Genomic DNA, 21272 nt, shown 5'->3' on the forward strand with positions numbered 1-21272 from the left:
TTAGAAAGGTCCCTTGTAATCGCCCATATCCGTTTTTTCTTGAAATTGATCTTTGAAAAGGTCGATATACAATTTATCGTTAGGCAAAATAGCCGCGAAAGCAATGTCCTGGACCGTGATATTTTGCTTTTTCAACTGTTCCGTTAGCCAATTTATATCCTTGTTTCGCTCCTTCAAATTCTGCTTGATCAAGACACCATCAATGATCAGTTCGGTCATCAGCTTACTTTTGGGTGGGTGCATATGCATGTCTTTGGCAGTAACAGGTTGATTCTCAGGTTTTAGTACAACGGAGAGACTACCATTCGGTTCAAGAATTGCGTAATCCAATGTCGTAATGTCAAACACATCTTTTTGCCGCAGCATCATGGTTAGCTCGTCAAACTTTACACGCATTTTATGGAGATTCTGTTCCAGGATTTTGCCGTTCTGAATCACTAAAGTGGGATCGGAGTCCATCAGTTTGGAGATGGTTCGATTTTTTAAGGTAATGAATTGAAAAATGATCGTTATTATGGTGAAAATGGTCAAAGCCACGAAATGAATCCATGCTTTAGAGGATAAGTCGGTCGCAAAAGTACCTGCAATGGAGCCGATGGTAATGCCGTTAATGTAATCAAAATACGTCAGGTTGCCCATCTGCTGTTTGCCAAGCACTCTTGTATAGATGATCAGGGTCAAAAAAGCGATAATGGAGCGTACAGCAACAACCCATGTTTCTTCCATCATGTATGTATCACCTTCCTTCGCTTGGCAAACGGGTGCATGTCATCTGTTCTTTCAAAACGACTAGGCCGCCAAGCATTTTTTTGGACTAATACAAGCTTTTCCTTGGCTGGATGATCTTATTCTGAATACGCAAAAACCCGAAACCGGGTTTGCACTACTGGTTTCGGGTCTACATGCGATACATCAGCCAAATTTGGCTAGTGTAGCTTATCGTTTATATTCAAAAGTTTAAGAGAGCATTCATACGCCAGCGTATGCCATAAATCCACCATCGACAGGGATGACGGTGCCTGTGACGAATGCAGACTGTTTCTCATCTGCCAGCCACATTAACGTACCGAGCAGGTCTTCCGGTTTGCCAAATCGGCGCATTGGCGTATGCGCAATGATTTTGCTGGAGCGTTCCGTAGGAGAGCCATCCGGATGAAGCAGCAGGTTGCGGTTTTGCTCTGTCAGGAAAAATCCTGGTGCGATGGCATTTACTCGAATACCCGATTCGGCAAGATGCACGGCAAGCCACTGTGTAAAATTGTTGATTGCCGCTTTGGCTGCACTGTACGCTGGAACTTTGGTCATGGGGGACGGTGCACTCATGGACGAAATATTAATGACAGTAGCGGGAACATCACGCTCAATCATTTGCCTTGCAAAGATCTGGGTAGGAATAAGAGATCCCACAAAATTGAGATCCATCACCTGACGGAACCCATCCACACTGACGTCAAAAAAAGTAGTAACCTCAGGCTGTTCGAGATCCTCCATTCTGAAAATTTCATTGGTGGTATTGGCACTGGCATGATTACCGCCTGCACCATTGATCAGAATATCGCAGGGACCCAGCTGTTCCAGTACAGTCGCCGCAGCGGCCTTCACACTATCCGATTGGGTTACATCACAAGCAACGGCAATGGCTATTCCACCAGAAGCTTCAATTGCTGCAGCAACTTCTTCGCCTTTAGATACAGTACGATTGAGAATGGCGACACGGGCCCCGTGTCGTGCAAGTTCTTCAGCCATGGAACGGCACAACACACCGGCACCACCTGTAATTACAGCCGTTTTGCCTTTCAGACGGGAAGATGGTTCAGATAAATAGTTGCTCATGCTTTTGCCCTCCTTTGCAGAGAATCCCAGACGCCCCAGAGATACATAATGCCCAGAGCGCGATCGTAGAGACCGTAACCCGGTCTGCACTGTTCACCCCAGAGATGACGTCCGTGGTCCGGCCTTGCATATCCTTCAAAACCGATGTCGTGATAAGCCTCAACCACACCTGCAATATCCACATTACCATCCTGGCTGCGGTGTGAGGTTTCAATAAAGTCGCCATTTTCATACACTTTGACATTGCGAATATGAGCAAACGGAATCCGGTCCCGGAACTCATGAATCATGCCGATAATATCGTTCGCCGGGTTCGCTCCAAGAGAGCCGCTGCATAAAGTTACACAGTTGGAAGGGCTGTCATAAAGGTTTAGATATTTGCGAAGATTATCCTGGCTGATAATAATTTTCGGTAATCCAAAGATAGGCCATGGCGGATCATCCGGGTGGATAGCCATTCGAATGCCGAGCCTTTCCGCCGTAGGAATAATCTCCTGCAGGAAATACCGGGCATTCTCCCACATATCTTCCTCTGTCACATTTTTATAGGCTTCAAAGAGACCTGTTAGGTACTGCAGCCGTTCAGGTTCCCAGCCAGGCATGGTTAATGCGGAATTTTCAGTAATACGCCGAACGAGCTCAAGCGGTTCAATATCCGCAAGTTTGCTGCTCTCATAGAAGAGGGCTGTGGAGCCGTCTTCCATTTCCTTATGAAGATCCGTACGCAGCCAGTCGAAGATGGGCATGAAATTGTAACAGATGACTTTTACCCCAACCTGAGCGAGCTTTTCCATCGTTTTTTTGTAATTGGCGATGTATTGGTCCCGTGTAGGCAGACCCAGCTTAATATCTTCATGAATATTGACACTTTCCACCACATCCAGATGCAATCCTGCCTGATCCGCAGCTGCTTTGACAGCCAAAATTTTCTCCATCGGCCATTCATCACCTGCTGGTACATCATGCAGCGCCCATACGATGCCTTCCACACCCGGAATCTGCCGGATATGATCAAGCGTCACCGTATCATTGCCTTCGCCAAACCAGCGAAAAACCATTTTCATCACGTTCACCTCATCAAGTGTAGTTAGAAGGAGCAGGACTTGTCATTGTTGAAAATAAGAAGGGTACGTATCCCGCAGGATGGCCAAATCCGTGACAGTCAGATGAAGATGCTCCTGCATAATTCGCTCTGCCGTCTTGGCATCATGCTGCCGAATGGACTCCACCATGGACCGGTGCTGATGGATCAAGTGGTCCCACTGGTGATCTGATGACAAACGAAGCATGCGGCTCCGATTAAGGTGCACGTTCATTTGCTGGATCACGGTCCATGTCTTGCTTTTGTTACAACCTGCAAAAAGGGTGCTATGAAATTCCTCGTCCAGTTGGAACATTCGTTCATCATCCGGTTTGAGCAAACATGCCTGCTGCTGAGCAAGGTTTTGCTCCAAAGCCTGCATCTCCCGATCTGGAAACTGCAAGCATGCAAGCCGAATCACGGCTCGTTCAAGCTGTTCGCGCATGAAGCGTGCTTCCTCTACGAGATCTACCTGAATCAGGGAAACATATGTACCTCGCTGGGGATACACTTCAAGCAGACCTTCTTGAGCAAGCCTTACAAAACTCTCCCGAACAGGGGTCCGGCTAACCTGGAACTCGAGCGATATCTCCTTTTCGGAGATGGCCGTTCCCGGAGGCAACTTGAGACTTAGAATCAATTGCTTCAACGTGGCATAGACCACATCCCGTGTCGAGGAGGACTGCTTACTCTTGGACGACAGACCATTTATGGAAGATGACAAACCGGCTTTGGATGAGAACTTTGGGGGATATTCCACAACTTCAACTCCTTTATTGCCATACTACCATACAAGTATGGTAGTATGGAAGCGCTTTTATGTCATTTTAGACGAAAGTGTAGAATTATTGAGATTTGTTCACGATGAGGGTACAATAATCATATGCGTTTAAATGTTTAAACCAACTGACAGTTAGGAAAGAGCCAGTAATATAATAATGAACTGATCGAGGTGAAACCATGGGACAAGAAGCGTTAACCATTTTCCATTCCTGCATTCCTTTGTTCCAGGTGCTTAGTGATAACCACCGCCAAGGAATCTTACTCACACTAACCGAGCGAGGCCAGATGACCGTTAATGAAATCACCGAACAATCCAGCCTGTCCAGGCCCGCGATATCCCACCATCTCAAATTGCTGCTTGAAAAAGGGCTAATCTCGGTAGAACAAAAAGGCACTCAGCGTTATTATTCCGCTTCCTTGAAGCCGTCTGTCGAGCGGTTGAAAGAACTGGTTGCAGCGCTGGAAAAAGAATGTCTGTAGCCAGTAATTACACTCGTTCATGTAAACAGGCATGCAGCCTCGTCAATATGTTCGTTCGTTTAAACCTTTCATCAATAATATGTAGAGGAGAGTTGAAATATGAGTACCCTGCGTGAACTAGACAGTCATGAGGTAAAGCTCATTTTGGAGCAGCAGCATCAGTTCTTCCACTCGGGAGCCACGTGTTCGGCAGAGACCCGGATTGCACGTTTAACTAATCTGAAACAGGCTATTCAGAAGTATGAGTCGAGGCTAACTGAAGCACTGTATCAGGATTTGGGTAAAAGTGAGTTTGAATCATATACGACCGAAATCGGTTTTATGATGGACAGCATTACACACACAATACGAAAAGTGAAGAAATGGGTTAAACCCGTCAAAGTAAAAACCCGCGTGGCCCTGATCGGCTCCAAAAGCTACATTATTCCCGAGCCATATGGCTCGGTATTGATCATCGGTCCGTTTAACTATCCGTTTCAGCTTCTGATGGAACCGTTGATTGGTGCCATTGCCGCGGGAAATACCGCAGTGTTAAAAGCATCAGAAAACACGCCAGCCGTCTCAGCAGTTGTTCGCGAAATGATCGCCTCGGTTTTCGAACCAGCCTACGTACATGTGGTGGAAGGAGCGAAGGATACAACAACAGCTCTTATTAACGCTCCATTTGACTATATCTTTTTTACTGGAAGTGTGCCGGTAGGAAAAATTGTCATGGAGGCAGCAGCCAAAAATCTCGTTCCCGTCACGTTGGAGCTTGGTGGCAAAAGCCCGGTCATTGTGGACGAGAGGGCGGACATTAAAGTGGCTGCCCAGCGCATCATATGGGGCAAGCTGCTTAATACAGGGCAAACCTGTATCGCACCAGACTATCTGCTTGTGCATGAACAGGTGAAGGAACAGCTGATCTCTGAGATGAAAGAAGTGGTAAAATCGTTCTTCGGTACAGACATTCAGCACAATCCGGATTACGGACGAATCGTCAACCAAGTTCATTTTAAACGATTAACGAACCTGATCGAACGGGATCAAGATAAAGTGATCTATGGTGGCCATGCTGATGAAGCGGATCGTTTCATTGAACCCACATTCATTGATGCCGAGTCATGGGAAGCTGCCAGCATGGAGGATGAGATCTTCGGACCGATTCTGCCGATCATCAGTTATGACAACATTCATGAAGCGATTGCCGGAATTTTAAAACGTCCCAAGCCGCTGGCCCTTTACCTCTTTACATCAGATGAACAAATTCAGGAGAAAGTGCTGAGTGAAGTATCTTTTGGAGGCGGCTGTATTAATGATACGATTACCCATGTAGCCAACCCGCTATTACCTTTTGGAGGTGTAGGGCACTCGGGAATCGGTTCTTATCACGGGCGCTATAGCCTCGAAACCTTCTCCCACATGAAAAGTGTGCTTAAAAAAAGCACGAAACTGAATTTGTCCATTTTGTACCCGCCATATGAAGGCAAGCTGAAGACGATTAAACGACTGTTAAAATAAGATTCGTGCATATATCCAATAAACGGCTTCCAATCTCCATGATATGGATCAAAATGCTTCTATTCTTCTATAATTGCATGCTACTCTGCTTCGCGATACTACAATCGGACTCACTGCACGACGGGTTGTTCCTGTCTGTACCGTGACGGAGACATGCCTGACCAACGCTTGAATTGGCGGCTAAAATGGGCAATATCCCTGTACCCGAGCATGGCTGCGATACTTTGAACCGACAGTTTCGGATTTCCAAGCAGAACCTTCGCTTCGTGCAGAACCATTTCGGAGAGCACTGCCCGCGGAGACTGACCGAATACCTGCTTGAACACACGATTGCAATGCGAGGAGCTGATCCCCAGCTCGGCTGCAATGTCGTCAATTCCATAGTGGGTATCCGATTCATGGCCTTGTTTAAACTGTTGGCTCACCAGTCCTTGCAGACGATTGCGAATCTGGTGGGCCAGTTCAATCCGCTCGTATCCTTCATTAAACAGGTGCGCAGCCTCGTGGGAGACAGCTTCCCACAGGTGGCCGAACAATTCAAACACGGCGGACTGCAGCTGCATGCGCTGTACCATCGTATTTGAAGCTGTATCTTCATTTGTGGAACTCATTAATTTCCGTAGGACTGGCTCAATTTTTAACGTAACCGGGTTGTCTGCATGAAAGAGAACCTGCTTGATTCGGGCAAGTAATGAAAGGAATAATTGATCATCGATATCAAAGTGCATGCAGAAATAGGTGAATCCCTGGCCGTTCTGGCTTTGGCTGGAATGAACGCTTCCCGGAGGAATCAGGAGCAGCTCGCCAGCCTTTTGTGTATACAACTGACCGTTAACCGTCATGTGCTGCACACCCTCTGTCACATAGTTCAGCTCGTATTGGGGGTGTTCATGCGCCGGGTAATTCCAGTCTGTTCCAACACTCCGCAGATGAATGGCGAACAGATTGACGGTGGTTTGCACATCCGGGTAGAACACTTCATGCACACTTTCACCAAGAGCGGGAGGCAAGTACGTAGAAGTCATTGGAAACCTCCTTTATAATAGTATGAATCGAAATGACAGGCTGGATCTAACGGATCGTTTGCAAACATTCGAAAATGTAATCGCTTTAATTTATTATAATACAACAGCTTGATTTGGGTAAATATCCGATTGATTTGTCCATGGTCTAGGGCAGAATGCCCGTGGTAGGATGAGGCTATGAAAACGCATGCAAACCATTTTGAGAGGGGTCATCGTTCATGAGCACATCCAAATCGATTTTTTATAACGCCCATCATTCACCGATTGGGGCTTTTGCAAGTTTTACACTTGGATATAAGGGTGCCAAAGGTGGTCTCGGCTTAGAGCTGGGAAAACCTGCAGACCAAAATATATATATCGGATTACAATCCCGTGATGGTGGACATTATGAGGCACTGCCGTTCTTCGAAGCGACCGAGGATGAGAGTGTACGTTACGATGTCGAAAAACTGGAAAATCCGGATAACGCTTCAGGAGATGAGGCAGGATCAGCGTCACAATCAGCAGCTTCAACCCCAACTCAACGTCCCTTGATCTCAACTTTTCGGGATGATGAAATTACGCGTGAATTCAAGTCCGGAACCGATACGTGGACAGCAGGAGATCTTACCTTCCGGATTTATTCGCCTGTACGTCCCGTACCCGAACCGAAGAGTGGTGATCTCGAAGAATTAAAAGACGCTTTGGTGCCAGCGGTTCTCGTGGAGATGACAATTGATAATACGCAAGGGAAGCAGGCACGCAAAGCATATTTTGGCTATCAGGGTAATGACCCGTACTCTGCGATGCGCATGATTGGTGGACCTGAAGGTGGAAAGCTTACAGGAGTTGGACAAGGCAGGCTGACAGCGATTATGTCTGCTGATGACGGTCTGTGGCCAGCTCTCGGGTTCACATTGGATAAAATTTTACAGGAAAAACACGTGGAGAATTTGGCCTTTGGCCTGGGTGGTACGGCTGCACTGTTGATGGAGGTTCCAGCCGGAGAGAAGCGTACATATCGGTTTGCGGTATGTTTTTATCGCGGTGGAATTGTCACTTCGGGTTTGGACACGACGTATTGGTACACCCGCTATTTCGAGGATATTCAAGAGGCAGGGCAGTATGCGCTGGATCGTTTCGATGCACTGACCTCTTCTTGTGTGGAGGCAGAACAGCGTCTGGGAACGGCTGCCTTGTCGGATGATCAGGCATTCATGCTCGCTCATTCCATCCATAGTTACTATGCAAGTACACAACTACTGGATGCGGATGGCGAACCGTTCTGGATCGTCAATGAAGGGGAATACCGGATGATGAATACCCTTGATCTGACAGCAGATCAGCTGTACTTCGAACTCGCTTTGAACCCTTGGACGGTTCGTAACGAGCTCGAGTGGTTTGTTAAACGTTACAGTTATACCGATCAGGTTCGATTCCCTGGGGAAGAGAAGGAGTATCCAGGCGGATTGACCTTTACCCATGATATTGGTGTAGCCAATGTATTCTCTCGTCCGGGACATTCAGCTTATGAACTCGTGGGGATTGACGATTGTTTCTCTCAGATGAGCCATGAGGAACTTGTAAACTGGCTGTGCTGTGCAACGGTGTACATCGAACAGACCAAGGATCAGGTATTTGTGAAGGAAATGCTTCCTGTGATTCGGGATTGCTTCGATAGCATGTTGAACCGGGATCATCCGGATGAGGATCAGCGCAATGGACTGATGGGACTGGATAGCACCCGAACCAAAGGCGGAGCAGAAATAACAACTTATGACAGCCTTGATGTATCGCTTGGACAATCGCGGAACAATATTTATCTGGCGGGCAAATGCTGGGCTGTATATGTGGCTTTGGAAAAACTCTTTGCCGCTGAGAAGCTCCCTGAGCTATCTCTTCAGGCAGGACGTCAGGCTGACCGATGTGCAGCGAGTATTGCAGCCCAATTGACGGAAGGTGGCTACATTCCAGCCGTCATTGCGGAAAATAACGATTCACGTATAATTCCGGCAATTGAAGGTCTGGTATTCCCTTACTTTACAGGTTGTGAAGGTGCTCTCGATGCTAACGGCCGGTTCGGTCCTTACCTGCAAGCACTCCAAACTCACCTCAAAACTGTCCTAGTACCAGGTACTTGTCTGTTTGAGGATGGGGGATGGAAGCTCTCCTCGACAAGCAATAACTCATGGTTAAGCAAAATATATCTGTCCCAGTTTATTACCAGAGAATTACTGGGCATGGAGTGGGATGAATCCGGTCAGGCATCCGATGCGGCGCATGTGAACTGGCTGCTGCATCCGGAAGAGTCGTACTGGTGCTGGAGTGACCAGATCCTGTCCGGTGTTGCCGTGGGCAGCAAATACTATCCGCGCGGAGTCACATCCATTCTGTGGCTGCTTGAAGGCAAGGGCACTCGTTTGGAACAGATCTATGCTAGCAAGGAGGCGGTACAATGAGTCGTTCAGTCATTCAAAAAAGCTTGGTCGGCCCCCAGTATGATGCCTGGCTGGGATATCTCTCAGGTGATTATAGTCGTCAAGGGGCTAGCATTAAGGCTGCCCCAGCCTGGGCGGAACGAATATATGCGATTGAGAATCACAAAGTTATCTCTACCGCTCTGGGAGAACTAACTCAGGGACTGGAGAAACTGTTTGGTGTGAAAGCGAAGACTGTAACAGCTGTCAACCAAGCGGATGAACAGGCTTTGAATGCTCCAGGTGTATGGATTGGCACATGGTCAGAGAATCCATTCGTTGCACAAGCCTTTAGTGAAAGTGAGCGTGCTGCGGTTCAAGGCGAAGGGTATGTCATTCGAGAAGACGAGGAACAAGGCAGGCTTTGGGTTGGTGCAGAGACACCTCAAGGTGCGTTGTATGCTACATTCCATCTGCTTAGGGAGCTGGTTCTGGACCAAGGCCGTTCAAGTGAAACAGATCCATCTGCGAAAAAATGGAGCTATATTACCGAGCAGCCCCGCAATGCACTGCGAATGATCAACCAGTGGGATAACGTTGACGGCAGCATTGAACGTGGATATGCCGGCGAATCCATTTTCTATGAAAATGGAGAATTCACACGTGATATCGGACGCATTCGCGATTATGCACGGCTGCTTGCCTCCACCGGTATCAATGCCATATCGATCAACAATGTCAACGTGCATCAGCGTGAAACGCTGTTTCTGACGGAACGCTTTTTGAGCGATGTTGCCCGGGTGGCATCCGAATTCAGAGACTATGGCATTCGACTGTTCCTCAGTGCCAACTATGCTAGCCCGATGGAGGTTGGCGGATTGCTTACGGCAGACCCACTGGATGAACAGGTACGCGAATGGTGGAATATCCAGACCGCCAAGGTATATGCCGCTATCCCAGATTTTGGGGGTTACCTGATCAAAGCAGATTCTGAAAACCGCCCAGGTCCTTTCACGTATAATCGGGACCACGCCGATGGAGCGAACATGCTCGCTGAAGCGCTTCGTCCATTTGGAGGGCTGGTTATCTGGCGCTGCTTCGTCTATAACTGCAAGCAGGATTGGCGTGATCGTTCCACGGACCGTGCGCGGGCTGCATATGACCACTTTAAGCCGCTGGATGGACGATTTGCAGATAACGTCATTTTGCAGATCAAGAATGGTCCGATGGATTTTCAGGTTCGGGAGGCTGTTTCCCCACTGTTTGGAGCGATGGAGAAGACGAATCAGGTCCTTGAATTTCAGATTACTCAGGAGTATACGGGCCAGCAGCGGCACTTGTGTTATCTGATTCCACAGTGGAAAGTAGTTTTGGATTTTGATACGTATGCCAAAGGTCAAGGATCGGAAGTTAAACGTATTGCAGATGGATCGCTGTATAACCGGCCTCACAGTGGTTTTGCAGCCGTATCCAATATTGGTGCAGATGCCTGCTGGACCGGACACCCGCTTGCCCAAGCCAATCTGTACGGATATGGCAGACTTGCCTGGAATCCGGAGCTGTCTTCTGAGGAGATCGCCGATGAATGGGTCAGACTTACATTTGGTCACGATGAAGAGGTGGTTGGGCAGATCTCCGGCATGCTTTTAAACTCTTTGGACATTTATGAGAATTATACGGCACCACTCGGAGTAGGCTGGATGGTTAATCCGGATCACCATTACGGTCCCAACGTGGATGGTTACGAATATTCCAAATGGGGAACGTATCATTTTGCCGACTGTCATGGCATTGGTGTAGATCGAACCGTGAAAAGCGGTACAGGCTATACTTCGCAGTATCATCGGGAGAACGCTGAACGATATGAATCTGTAGAAACGTGCCCCGATGAGCTGTTGTTGTTTTTCCACCATGTTCCATATACGCATGTGCTGCATACAGGCAAGACGGTCATTCAACATATCTATGACACACACTTCTTAGGTGCTGAGCAGGCAGAAGTTTTGGCAGATACATGGAGAAAGCTTGAGGGCAAAATAGATCCTGAAATATTTGAAAAGGTTGCTTCGCGTCAGGAAGACCAGGCTGAACATGCGAAGGAATGGCGGGATATGATCAATACGTATTTCTATCGCAAGAGCGGTATTGAGGACGAACAGGGGCGAACCATTTATTAATAGAGCCGGGAAACACACATACCGTGTCTTCTTAAATTATAAGGGACATCATCAGCAACCATGAGGAGGCGGAAACGTATGGGACAGCATCAATTACCAGAGTCCATGAAAGCAGCTGTAATGACTGAACCGGGACGAATCATCATCGAAGAACAGGTTGTACCACAGCCTGCAGAGGACGAAGTTCTTATTCAGGTCATGGCAGTGGGCGTCTGCGGGTCGGATGTACATTATTTTGAACATGGAAGAATCGGCAGATTTGTAGTAGAGAAGCCGATCATTCTCGGGCATGAATGCGCAGGTATCGTTGCCGCTGTAGGCTCTACCGTAACGCGGTTGAAGGCTGGGGATCGGGTCGCTATTGAACCAGGCGTCACTTGCGGACGCTGTCCGGCTTGTAAGGAAGGACGATATAACCTGTGTCCTGATGTACAATTTCTTGCAACGCCTCCGGTGGATGGTGCATTTGTTCAGTACATGACCATTCGAGAAGATATGGTTTTTCCGATCCCGGATCATCTGTCCTTTGAGGAAGCAGCCATGAACGAGCCATTTTCAGTGGGCATTCATGCAGCACGTCGCAGTAAGCTGGCTCCTGGAACAACACTTGCAATTATGGGCATGGGACCAGTCGGACTGATGGCAGTGGCTGCTGCAAAATCTTTCGGTGTCGACAAGATCATTGTTACGGACTTGGAAGAGGTCAGGTTGGAAGCCGCTCGCCGGATGGGAGCCACGCATACCGTTAATGTGCGAAACGAAGATGCAATCGCAGTCATCCGTGAGTTAACGAGCGGGGTTGGCGTTGATACAGCGTGGGAAACTGCAGGGAACCCCAAGGCACTCCAATCTGCATTATATTCATTAAGGCGGGGAGGCAAACTGGCCATCGTAGGCTTGCCGGCACAGGACGAAATTGCACTGAATGTCCCTTTTATCGCGGACAATGAGGTTGATATTTACGGTATTTTCCGATATGCCAACACGTATCCGGCAGGTATTGAGTTTCTAAGCTCTGGTCAGCATGATGTGATGTCCTTGATCACTGACCGCTACACTTTGGATGAAACTCAACAAGCGATGGAACGGGCACTTCACAACAAGAGCGGCAGTCTGAAAGTGATGGTATATCCAAACGGCATGTGAGTCGGTGCGAAGGAAGTCCCGATTTTGGGGGCTTCTTTTTTTGTTTTTTTTCGCCAATAAAGATGATACAAGCTTCCATAACGTGGTATAATTCATGGAGATTTTAATATATAAAATATTACAAACCACTCAAGTTGGTAAGCTACTTAGCGAAAGGAACTGAAGATTGTGAGAACACATGAATTTACGATTCACTCTGATTTTCACCGGGATGATTTGATGTCTGTATCTTCTCAAGCGTCACGTTTTGCCTCGGATATTTCATTGTCGTTTGTGGGGTCTGATCATGAGCATCGTGTAGATGTCAAAAGCCTGCTTGGTATGGCGCTTCTTCCGATCCGTCACGGCAGTGTAGTCAGATTGCAGACAAGAGGAAGAGATGAATTGGAGGCTCTGGAGTACATGCTGAATGTACTGGAGAAAGGTATAACGTAAAGTTAAATCAGGTGTGGATTGTGGCGTATTGTAAATTAATTTATCGTTTCTTCAATTCCTGCTGGTACTTTGTCCAAAAAAAGAGTATAATAAAATTTAGTTCTATTCAAGGAAGTACCCATTTAAAGGAGTGTAAATAGATTATGCCAAAAGCTGATATCCATCCAAAGACACAAACCGTAATTTTTTACGATGCAAGTGCTGATTACAAATTCCTGAGCTCTTCGACTAAATTCTCGAACGAGACTATGGAATGGGAAGACGGTAACTCTTACCCAGTAATCCGTGTGGACACTAGTTCCGCATCCCACCCGTTCTTCACTGGTAAACAAAGAAACGTGGACATCGGTGGTCGTGTTGACAAGTTCAACCGTAAATACAACCTTAAAAACTAGTCTGTCCATAGATGACAAGAAAAACCTCGGGAATTTGTTCTCGGGGTTTTTGTTTGTTTCAAGAATGGGAATATGACTGCATATGAACGATCCAATTCTAAACCATTTTATTAAGGATTGCGCTTACATATCAATCAGAGGTAAACTAGGAAATAGAGTGAAATCATATTGGAGGAGGAAATAGAGATGAGTAGTATTACACATATGGTGACGTTTACACTTTACGATGGCAAGGATACACCGGGGGCTGAAGCTTTTTTGAAGGAAAGTGCGAATACGCTTGCATTAATTCCGGGTGTGGAGAATTTTCAGGTACTGCGCCAGGTAAGCTCCAAAAATGAGTTTGACTACAGTTTCTCAATGGTTTTCGCCAATCAGGCGGCTTATGATGCTTATAATGATCACCCGGTTCACCGCAAATATGTGGAAGAACGTTGGGAAAAGGAAGTTAGCCGTTTTCAGGAAATTGATCTGATTCAGCATGAGGATCTGGCATAAAAGACAGCCCTTATGGCAAGCAAATGGAATATTCGAAATCGTTTTAGTCATGAAGAATTTTATATATTGGTAGATCTTGAACCAAGGAAGGTGCTGTCTACATGCAATTGGATCTCACAGGCAAGACCGCGCTGGTGACTGGCTCCACTGGACAACTCGGGAGAGTGATCGCCCGCACGCTGGCCGACTGTGGTGCAAATATCGCGCTGCATTACATAAACAATGAAACGAAAGCACTTGAACTTCAACGGGAGATTGAAGCGGGCGGGAAGCGAGCAGTTATCGTTCAAGGAGATATCACGAGACAGGAAACTGCTATTCAGATGCGGGATGGGATTCAGTCCAGTCTCGGCGGAGTTGACATTGTGGTTGCCAATGCAGTCATTCAGTATGAATGGAAAACTGTGTTGGAACAATCTCCTGAGGACTACATCAGTCAATTTGAATCCTGCGTAATGCAGAGTGTGTACCTGGCCAAAGCCTTCATTCCTTATATGAAAGAAGCCAAAGGCGGTCGATTTATCGGCATCAACACGGAATGCGCCATGCAGAACTTCGCGACACAATCTGCTTATACTGCCGGCAAACGTGGGATGGACGGGTTGTATCGGGTACTGGCCAAGGAAGTCGGTGAATATCAGATTACCGTGAATCAGGTCGCCCCAGGCTGGACAATAAGCGAGCGTGACCGCAATAGTGAACCTGGACATGATGCAGTTTACACTCAATCGGTTCCACTGAAGCGTCGGGGTGAAGACCAGGAGATCGCCAATGCAGTTGCATTTTTGGCCTCGGATCTGTCCTCTTTTATCACAGGTGCCTACATTCCGGTAAGCGGCGGTAACGTTATGCCTGCCATTTAAATCAACCAAAATGAATTGGTCTAAATATTGAAATTATGGATAAACAAATAGAATGCTCAAACCACTCCTACATTGCTCCGTGTACACGGAAGGTAGGGGTGGTTTTTCTGTCTATATATCCATAAATACATATGAAATTGATTCGATTTTCAAAAGAACGGGGTATAAGAATAGGTATATTAACGGGGTGGAAGGATAACTCAAAATAAGCGATTAAAGGAGATCTGGCATGAAAAAAACAATCGCAGACGTACTTGTCGAGGCATTATTAAATGCAGGGATCAATCGAATATACGGTATCGTGGGAGACTCCCTGAATGCAGTGCTGGATTCTATCCGGCGGTCCGGCAAAATTGAATGGATTCATGTTCGCCATGAAGAAGTGGCTGCATTTGCCGCTGGAGCTGATGCCGAGGTAAGTGGAAGTATCGCTGTCTGTGCAGGCAGCAGTGGGCCAGGAAATATGCATTTAATTAACGGCTTGTATGACTGCCACCGAAACCGGGTGCCGGTACTGGCCATTGCTGCTCATATTCCAAGTGATGAGATTGGCAGTGATTACTTCCAATCCACTCATCCGGAATATCTTTTTCAGGAATGCAGTCATTATTGCGAGGTCATTACTACGTCCAAACAAATGCCTCGTTCCGTTACCATGGCGTTGCAAACTGCGGTGGCGCGTTCCGGGGTATCGGTCATTGTCTTACCAGGAGATGTAGCTGGTCTTGAAGCAGCCGATCTGCCTGTACCTGAACATGTCTTTCACGTGACCAAGCCAGTGGTGCAACCTTCAGAACCGGAACTGCGGAAATTGGCAGATTATCTGAATCAGGATAAAAAAATTACGTTGCTGTGCGGGGCAGGATGCGCAGGTGCACGGGAACCTCTTATGCAGCTGTGTGATCGACTGAAATCTCCGATGGTCATGGCTCTTCGGGGCAAGGAACATTTGGAGTATGATAATCCGTATTCCGTAGGGCTGACTGGATTGATTGGATATTCATCCGGTTATCACGCCATGATGGACTGTGATGTGTTATTGATGCTGGGAACGGATTTTCCCTATCGTCAATTTTACCCGGAGAAAGCGATTGTGCTTCAAGTGGATATCCAGTCCTCTCATCTGGGGCGGCGCACGAAGGTGGATTATGGATTATGCGGGGATATCAAAGCGACCATTGAGGCTGTGCTGCCTTTATTGACGGAAGAGCACAATGACAAGCATCTGAGAAAAAGTGTGGACCGTTACATGAAAGTACGCAAGGAACTCGATGAACTTGCCATAGGAAAACCGGGGAAGAAGCCTATTCACCCGCAGTACTTAACCAAAGTCATTAGTGATTCAGCAGGTGAAAATGCGATTTTTACGTGTGATGTGGGAACACCGACGGTATGGGCGGCAAGGTATCTGGAGATGAGTCCCAATCGAAGACTGCTCGGTTCATTTAATCATGGTACCATGGCAAATGCACTTCCACAGGCGATTGGAGCTCAAGCAGCCAATCCGGGAAGACAAGTCATCTCATTGTCCGGTGACGGTGGCCTTGCGATGTTAATGGGGGATCTGTTGACATTGAAACAGCATAACCTTCCAGTGAAAGTTGTCGTGTTCAACAACGGAGCACTGAGCTTTGTGGAACTGGAGATGAAAGCAGCAGGATTCCTCGAATCCGGCACGGAACTGGTGAATCCCAACTTTGCCATGGTTGCACAGGCGATGGGCATGGAAGGGATACGGGTTGAAGATCCTGCCGAACTAGAGGGAGCGGTAGAGCGTGCCCTTCAGCATGATGGTCCTGTCCTGATTGATGCGGTTGTGAATCGTCAGGAGCTGTCCTTGCCTCCGAAGATTAACATCAAACAGGCGGAAGGCTTCACCTTGTGGATGATGAAGGCGGTTCTCAACGGACGTGGCGATGAATTGATCGAACTTGCGAAAACCAATTTGCTTAGATAAAGATGTGTTTGTTTTTAAGCTTGAAATATACATCTCACATGAATGGAGAGCATGATATTCACTGAATTATCAAAGCTCTCCTTCGCGAGATGGCAGGGATATGATCCATATCATGGTATGCACACATATGATTTGGTTTGTTTTTATGTCGTAAGTCTATTAAAATAGGTAATGTCAGGCAGGATTTATGTCAGTTTTAACCTACATATGTCGCAAATTGTTGAATTACGCTTCATATCCATGAGCCGATCCGATGACAAGATGACTAACACAGATGGAGGAGATCAGAATGAGTCACACAGGAAAAGTAGCCATTATTACTGGAGCAGGAAGTGGATTGGGTCAAGCAGCTGCACTCAAGCTGGCTGAAAAGGGCGCATCCATTGTGGTTGTTGATCTCGTCGAAGAGACCGGTCAAGAAACAGTTAAACAGATTGAGAAGCTCGGAGCCAAAGCTATTTTTGTACAAGCAGATGTGAGCAAGGCCAGTGACGTTGAGAATTATGTGAAAAAAGCAGTTGAAGAGTTCGGACGAATTGATATGTTCTTCAACAATGCAGGGATCGCAGGACCTGGAGTTAAGCTCATTGAACATACGATTGAGCAATTCGACAAAATTATCGATATCAACCTGAGAAGTGTATTTTATGGACTGAAATATGTGATTACCGAAATGCTCAAAACTGGTGGTGGTGCCATCCTGAATACGGCTTCGACCGCAGGTATTGTTGGTGTTCCGGCAGTTGCACCTTACGCAGCTACCAAGCACGGCGTGGTAGGCTTAACGCGCACCGCAGCCATTGAATATGGCAAAGACAATATTCGGGTAAATGCGATTGCGCCAGGAACGATCGAGACGCCAATGGTCATCCAATTCGGCAAGGACAATCCGGAAGTGTTCAAAGCGACCGTGGACAGCATTCCGTCCGGACGCCTGGGCAAACCGGAAGAAATCGCTAACCTGGTTGCCTTCCTGCTTGGAGATGAAGCTCCCTATATTAATGGTGCCGTGTACCCGATCGATGGCGCTGTAACAGCACAATAATAGTTGAATAAGTAAGAAAAAGAGAGGTCCTGTAAGTATACAGTCCCTCTCTTTTTGCTGTTGTCTACAAACTCAATTACACATCTTTTTTTCATGCAGCGTTATTTGCGTCTATTTGTGAAGGTTTAAGTGAGGTAGGACGATAAGAAAGCATCATGATGATCAATGCAATAGCTACACCGACAGCTCCAATCCAGGTAATGGATGACAACGAAACCGAGTTGACGGCGATTCCGCCAATTCCAGCACCGGCAGCCATTGCGAGCTGCATCACCGAACTGTTCAGACTCAGCATGATGCCTGATGATTCGGGTGCCATGGTAACCAGATTATATTGTTGAGTTGGGCCGGAAGACCACGCTGCAAATGACCAGAGAATGAGGATGGCGAAAATGGTCACAGAAGCGTGGGCCGTCAAGTTCAGCATCACCAAACTGACAATATGCAGTGCCATACCGATGAAAAGAGTACGTTTCACCCCTATACGATCCGCGCTGTATCCCCCAACTTTGGAGCCGATCAAACTTGCAATGCCAAAGGCAAGCAGGGCGGAACTTAGCATACCTTCACTCATGCCTGCGACAGAGACCAGATAAGGTGAAATGTAAGTATATGCAATGGAGTAACCACCAAGCCAGAAAAACGTCACCAGCAGCGCCAATCCAATTCGAGGTTGCTTCAGCAGAGATAACTGTTTTTTCAGAGGGACAGGTGCTTCTCCTTCCGATGATGGAATGGATAATGCAATAACAATCATGGCAATCACACCGAGTACGGCAATGCCTGCAAAAACAAGTTTCCAGTCCCATGAGGCTGCTACGACTCTTCCCAAAGGTACACCAATGATCAGAGAGGCTGTGAATCCAGTGATGACCGTGGCGATAGCACTCGCTTGTTTGCCTTCAGCAGCAACTTTGGAAGCAACCGTCAATGCGGTTACTACAACAACTCCGGCCCCTAGAGCCATCAATACACGGGCGGCGACGAAAAGCTCATACCCTGGCAGGAGATAAGCGAGAACATTGGCTGCAACAAACAGACCAAGGAAGTAGAGCAATAGCTTGCGACGATCGAAGCGGGAAGTCAAGGCAATGATAATCGGTGTGCCAAGTGCATAAACAAGTGAAAATATGGTGATCAGCTGCCCGGCAGCGATTAACGAAATATGCATGGTATCAGCAATACGATCCAAAATACCCGCGATGACATATTCGGAGGTTCCCACAAGAAAGCTGACTAAGGCAAGTACATAGATTTTCCAGGTGTTGGACATGAGAAAATAACCTCTTTCCTATTTTAATTTTATATTATTAGAAATATAGAAATAAAGACGAGACAAACAGCTTCAATCATTTTTTATCGACCAGGGGTTAGGCTCTATATCTTATATCTGTTTAATTGTATTATTCTATATTTCTAGTTTTATTGAAATATAGAATAAAATTTTTATCTGTTCAGCAGATAGGGAGCAAATTTTTGAACTGTGTCTGTATTCAAGCTGTAGTAGATGTAGGTTCCTTTCTTTTGAGATGTAAGCAGACCACAATCAGACAACTGCTTCAAGTGATGAGACAACGTGGAAAGGGCCACGGTTACAAGTCGATTTTCCAGATCAGCAGGACACAGATTGCTTTCAGCAGATAAAATCTGAATGATTTTGTACCGCGTTTGCTCACCCAGTGCTTTGTGAATTTTGACCGCTTGTTCTATTCCAGTCGATGTATATTCCATAACGATCTGTCCTTTCGTCTTTATTTCTTATTTCTAGTAATATTGAAATAACTGTATCACTGATGTATTCAAAAGTAAACTCCCTGGTTTAAATTCGTTACTTTAATCATGTAGAAATGATTTGAGTAAATTGAATTTAGCAGGGAGTTTAATAAAATCTCCAAGACTTTATGTGCGATCTAAAGCATCGACATAATCTTTGGCATCTTTGAGGGAAAGGTCTCTGGCTTCGCGCAGCTTTTTGATGGCCTTTATCTTTTGCCCTTGTTGTATAAGTTCCAGCAACTCATGATCAAGCCGGGACAACTCCGTTTGTGTATCCGGAGCAGACGACAGGGTCGAAGCTAAGGATGAATAATTCACGTTGGAACGCGGCGTCATGCCGGTGCCATTTTCAATCCGCTCCACATCCCGTTTGAGTTCATTTAGCTGGCTTTGAAGACTAAGAACTCTAATGGTTAACACCAGAACTAGAAGCAACAAAACAATGAGTATTACAGTGTTGATTTCCATGATGCAAAAAGCCTCTCTTTCATTACGCTTATGACTTGATTTATTTGAGTTGCACTGGAATCTCCTTGACTCCACGCACAATCATGCCAGGTCTCCACTCCAGTTGAGTAACGTCTGTCTGAAGCTGTATCTCGGGAAAACGGGCGAGCAAGGTATGGATGGCAATCTCGCCTTCCAGACGTGCCAGGGGCGCACCAAGACAGAGGTGAATGCCTGTCCCAAAAGCGAGATGCGAACTCTTTTCCCGTGTGATGTCAAAGACATCTGCATCTTTGAATTTGGCATCATCCCGATTCGCGGAATCAAGCGCGACGATCACAAGCTCACCTTTGGCGATGTTCTGTCCTCGAAATTCAATATCCTCCAGCGCCCAGCGGGACGTACTGAATTCGACAGGACCGTTGTAGCGAAGCATTTCTTCGATTGCATTATGAATAAGCTCCGGTTGTTGAATCAACAGATCACGCTGTTCGGGGTGTTCCAGTAGGGCAAGCACTCCATTACCGATCAGATTAACAGTAGTTTCGTGTCCCGCAATAATGAGCAGGGAAACTACGCCGAGCAATTCATTTTCAGTCAGTTGTTGTCCGGATTCTTCTGCGATCACGAGCTGACTGATCAGGTCTTTGCCAGGATTCTCTCGCACTTTTGCAAACCAGGCAGTGAGATACTCGGTGAACTCCCGGGCATGCTGTTCAAACATCTCGGCGTGATCCGAATTCGACGCATCAATAATGTAATTGGACCATAAACGGAACTTGTCCTGATCTTCAAGAGGTACTCCCAAAATTTCACTAATGACAATAATGGGGAGTGGAAAAGCATACTCATCAATCAGGTTCATTTTGTCCCGGGATCCAATGTTATTCAGTAAGTCGTCTGCGATTTCCTGGATATGGCTTCTCATGTCCGCAACCAGCTTTGGCGTGAACGCTTTCTGTACAAGTCCTCTCAGACGGCGGTGATCCGGCGGGTCAGAAAATAGCATGTTATTCACAAAAATGGATTGATTCTCAGGACCGTACCGTTTGGCGACATCCTTACTGAAGCGAGGGTCCTTAAGCACTTCGGCTGCGTCCTCGTAGCGGGTAATAATCCATCCGAACTCACCATGAGGAAACATGACTTTGAAGACAGGGTCCGTCTCTCTTAATTTTTCGTAGACAGGATAGGGGTTTTGCGTAAATTCCTTGGTAAAAAACGTTGTTTGTGGAGTTTCGTTCGTGTTCAATTCAATTCTCTCCTCTCATCCAAGAGCTCAGATATGAATTCCTTTTCCAAAGTATGCACACGTTTAATTCTATGGCTTAATTTGCAAAGCATGCACCTTCTACATATTCAATAGAGAACGACAGAAACCTTGTTTTTGTCCATATTATGTTATTTGCAGCTATAATTATAGATAATGATATCA

Annotated in this window: 20 protein-coding genes; 11 read left to right on the plus strand and 9 right to left on the minus strand. The window is 46.6% G+C overall.

Annotated features, from left to right (window positions below; translation table 11 throughout):
- The 4 genes from AAIH57_RS04890 to AAIH57_RS04905 all read right to left on the minus strand — a co-directional run bounded on the left by AAIH57_RS04890 (position 1) and on the right by AAIH57_RS04905 (position 3626).
- Positions 1 to 729 (minus strand): DUF421 domain-containing protein, encoded by a 729-nt coding sequence (locus tag AAIH57_RS04890; RefSeq protein WP_175398525.1) that lies wholly within the window; start codon positions 727 to 729, stop codon positions 1 to 3.
- Positions 730 to 969: 240 nt separating this feature from the next.
- Positions 970 to 1833, minus strand: a complete 864-nt coding sequence (locus AAIH57_RS04895) for an SDR family oxidoreductase (protein ID WP_175398526.1) — start codon at positions 1831 to 1833, stop codon at positions 970 to 972.
- Positions 1830 to 2897, minus strand: a complete 1068-nt coding sequence (gene uxuA, locus AAIH57_RS04900; protein WP_430020747.1) for a mannonate dehydratase — start codon at positions 2895 to 2897, stop codon at positions 1830 to 1832. The genes AAIH57_RS04895 and uxuA overlap by 4 nt, the downstream gene beginning before the upstream one ends.
- Before the next feature lie 42 nt (positions 2898 to 2939).
- The gene (locus AAIH57_RS04905) at positions 2940 to 3626 is read right to left on the minus strand and encodes a GntR family transcriptional regulator (protein WP_430021335.1); all 687 of its coding nucleotides are present in this window, start codon (positions 3624 to 3626) and stop codon (positions 2940 to 2942) included.
- 248 nt (positions 3627 to 3874) lie between these two features.
- On the opposite strand from AAIH57_RS04905, the gene AAIH57_RS04910 reads away from it, so the two are divergent.
- Together AAIH57_RS04910 and AAIH57_RS04915 are read left to right on the plus strand one after the other, a co-directional pair.
- Entirely contained in the window at positions 3875 to 4177 is a 303-nt protein-coding gene (locus AAIH57_RS04910; protein WP_430020748.1) for an ArsR/SmtB family transcription factor, read from the plus strand.
- 99 nt (positions 4178 to 4276) lie between these two features.
- A complete protein-coding gene (locus AAIH57_RS04915; protein WP_430020749.1) occupies positions 4277 to 5677 on the plus strand; it encodes an aldehyde dehydrogenase in 1401 nt (466 codons plus the stop codon).
- Between the two features lie 110 nt (positions 5678 to 5787).
- Here the strand turns inward: AAIH57_RS04915 and AAIH57_RS04920 are convergent, their stop codons facing one another.
- A complete protein-coding gene (locus tag AAIH57_RS04920; RefSeq protein ID WP_430020751.1) occupies positions 5788 to 6702 on the minus strand; it encodes an AraC family transcriptional regulator in 915 nt (304 codons plus the stop codon).
- A gap of 218 nt (positions 6703 to 6920) precedes the next feature.
- On the opposite strand from AAIH57_RS04920, the gene AAIH57_RS04925 reads away from it, so the two are divergent.
- The 9 genes from AAIH57_RS04925 to AAIH57_RS04965 all read left to right on the plus strand — a co-directional run bounded on the left by AAIH57_RS04925 (position 6921) and on the right by AAIH57_RS04965 (position 17614).
- Complete coding sequence (locus tag AAIH57_RS04925) at positions 6921 to 9140, plus strand: glycoside hydrolase family 52 protein (RefSeq protein ID WP_430020752.1); 2220 nt, start codon at positions 6921 to 6923, stop codon at positions 9138 to 9140.
- Positions 9137 to 11275 carry an alpha-glucuronidase family glycosyl hydrolase gene (locus AAIH57_RS04930; protein WP_430020753.1) on the plus strand — a complete coding sequence of 713 codons (2139 nt, stop codon included), beginning with the start codon at positions 9137 to 9139 and terminating at the stop codon, positions 11273 to 11275. Before AAIH57_RS04925 ends, AAIH57_RS04930 begins: the two co-directional genes overlap by 4 nt.
- Before the next feature lie 78 nt (positions 11276 to 11353).
- Positions 11354 to 12421 (plus strand): NAD(P)-dependent alcohol dehydrogenase, encoded by a 1068-nt coding sequence (locus tag AAIH57_RS04935; RefSeq protein WP_430020754.1) that lies wholly within the window; start codon positions 11354 to 11356, stop codon positions 12419 to 12421.
- Between the two features lie 168 nt (positions 12422 to 12589).
- Complete coding sequence (locus AAIH57_RS04940; protein WP_312884356.1) at positions 12590 to 12856, plus strand: HPr family phosphocarrier protein; 267 nt, start codon at positions 12590 to 12592, stop codon at positions 12854 to 12856.
- 143 nt (positions 12857 to 12999) lie between these two features.
- Complete coding sequence (locus AAIH57_RS04945; protein ID WP_095287054.1) at positions 13000 to 13251, plus strand: type B 50S ribosomal protein L31; 252 nt, start codon at positions 13000 to 13002, stop codon at positions 13249 to 13251.
- Between the two features lie 186 nt (positions 13252 to 13437).
- Positions 13438 to 13749 carry a Dabb family protein gene (locus AAIH57_RS04950; protein WP_430020755.1) on the plus strand — a complete coding sequence of 104 codons (312 nt, stop codon included), beginning with the start codon at positions 13438 to 13440 and terminating at the stop codon, positions 13747 to 13749.
- 101 nt (positions 13750 to 13850) lie between these two features.
- Complete coding sequence (locus tag AAIH57_RS04955; RefSeq protein ID WP_430020756.1) at positions 13851 to 14612, plus strand: SDR family NAD(P)-dependent oxidoreductase; 762 nt, start codon at positions 13851 to 13853, stop codon at positions 14610 to 14612.
- 229 nt (positions 14613 to 14841) lie between these two features.
- Complete coding sequence (gene poxB, locus AAIH57_RS04960) at positions 14842 to 16569, plus strand: ubiquinone-dependent pyruvate dehydrogenase (protein ID WP_430020757.1); 1728 nt, start codon at positions 14842 to 14844, stop codon at positions 16567 to 16569.
- Between the two features lie 289 nt (positions 16570 to 16858).
- Positions 16859 to 17614 (plus strand): SDR family NAD(P)-dependent oxidoreductase, encoded by a 756-nt coding sequence (locus tag AAIH57_RS04965; RefSeq protein WP_175398538.1) that lies wholly within the window; start codon positions 16859 to 16861, stop codon positions 17612 to 17614.
- Positions 17615 to 17705: 91 nt separating this feature from the next.
- On the opposite strand, the gene AAIH57_RS04970 is transcribed toward AAIH57_RS04965, so the two are convergent.
- The 4 genes from AAIH57_RS04970 to AAIH57_RS04985 all read right to left on the minus strand — a co-directional run bounded on the left by AAIH57_RS04970 (position 17706) and on the right by AAIH57_RS04985 (position 21089).
- Complete coding sequence (locus AAIH57_RS04970) at positions 17706 to 18887, minus strand: MFS transporter (RefSeq protein WP_430020758.1); 1182 nt, start codon at positions 18885 to 18887, stop codon at positions 17706 to 17708.
- A gap of 173 nt (positions 18888 to 19060) precedes the next feature.
- Complete coding sequence (locus AAIH57_RS04975) at positions 19061 to 19345, minus strand: ArsR/SmtB family transcription factor (RefSeq protein ID WP_175398540.1); 285 nt, start codon at positions 19343 to 19345, stop codon at positions 19061 to 19063.
- Positions 19346 to 19513: 168 nt separating this feature from the next.
- Positions 19514 to 19858 (minus strand): ribosomal protein L7/L12, encoded by a 345-nt coding sequence (locus tag AAIH57_RS04980; protein ID WP_430020759.1) that lies wholly within the window; start codon positions 19856 to 19858, stop codon positions 19514 to 19516.
- 40 nt (positions 19859 to 19898) lie between these two features.
- Positions 19899 to 21089: a cytochrome P450 family protein gene (locus tag AAIH57_RS04985; RefSeq protein WP_430020760.1), complete on the minus strand. Its 1191-nt coding sequence runs from the start codon at positions 21087 to 21089 to the stop codon at positions 19899 to 19901.
- Between the last annotated feature and the right edge of the window lie 183 nt (positions 21090 to 21272).

The organism is Paenibacillus sp. MABNR03 (assembly GCF_050455445.1).
Taxonomy (GTDB): domain Bacteria; phylum Bacillota; class Bacilli; order Paenibacillales; family Paenibacillaceae; genus Paenibacillus; species Paenibacillus xylanilyticus.

Coding starts and splice junctions, on each gene's coding strand:
- AAIH57_RS04925 (WP_430020752.1), top strand. CDS start 6,921: ATGAGCACATCCAAATCGATTTTTTATAACGCCCATCATTCACCGATT.
- AAIH57_RS04965 (WP_175398538.1), top strand. CDS start 16,859: ATGAGTCACACAGGAAAAGTAGCCATTATTACTGGAGCAGGAAGTGGA.
- AAIH57_RS04970 (WP_430020758.1), bottom strand. CDS start 18,887: ATGTCCAACACCTGGAAAATCTATGTACTTGCCTTAGTCAGCTTTCTT.
- AAIH57_RS04910 (WP_430020748.1), top strand. CDS start 3,875: ATGGGACAAGAAGCGTTAACCATTTTCCATTCCTGCATTCCTTTGTTC.
- AAIH57_RS04890 (WP_175398525.1), bottom strand. CDS start 729: ATGATGGAAGAAACATGGGTTGTTGCTGTACGCTCCATTATCGCTTTT.
- AAIH57_RS04945 (WP_095287054.1), top strand. CDS start 13,000: ATGCCAAAAGCTGATATCCATCCAAAGACACAAACCGTAATTTTTTAC.
- AAIH57_RS04975 (WP_175398540.1), bottom strand. CDS start 19,345: ATGGAATATACATCGACTGGAATAGAACAAGCGGTCAAAATTCACAAA.
- AAIH57_RS04920 (WP_430020751.1), bottom strand. CDS start 6,702: ATGACTTCTACGTACTTGCCTCCCGCTCTTGGTGAAAGTGTGCATGAA.
- AAIH57_RS04980 (WP_430020759.1), bottom strand. CDS start 19,858: ATGGAAATCAACACTGTAATACTCATTGTTTTGTTGCTTCTAGTTCTG.
- AAIH57_RS04915 (WP_430020749.1), top strand. CDS start 4,277: ATGAGTACCCTGCGTGAACTAGACAGTCATGAGGTAAAGCTCATTTTG.
- poxB (WP_430020757.1), top strand. CDS start 14,842: ATGAAAAAAACAATCGCAGACGTACTTGTCGAGGCATTATTAAATGCA.
- AAIH57_RS04895 (WP_175398526.1), bottom strand. CDS start 1,833: ATGAGCAACTATTTATCTGAACCATCTTCCCGTCTGAAAGGCAAAACG.
- AAIH57_RS04935 (WP_430020754.1), top strand. CDS start 11,354: ATGGGACAGCATCAATTACCAGAGTCCATGAAAGCAGCTGTAATGACT.
- AAIH57_RS04955 (WP_430020756.1), top strand. CDS start 13,851: ATGCAATTGGATCTCACAGGCAAGACCGCGCTGGTGACTGGCTCCACT.
- AAIH57_RS04950 (WP_430020755.1), top strand. CDS start 13,438: ATGAGTAGTATTACACATATGGTGACGTTTACACTTTACGATGGCAAG.
- AAIH57_RS04930 (WP_430020753.1), top strand. CDS start 9,137: ATGAGTCGTTCAGTCATTCAAAAAAGCTTGGTCGGCCCCCAGTATGAT.
- uxuA (WP_430020747.1), bottom strand. CDS start 2,897: ATGAAAATGGTTTTTCGCTGGTTTGGCGAAGGCAATGATACGGTGACG.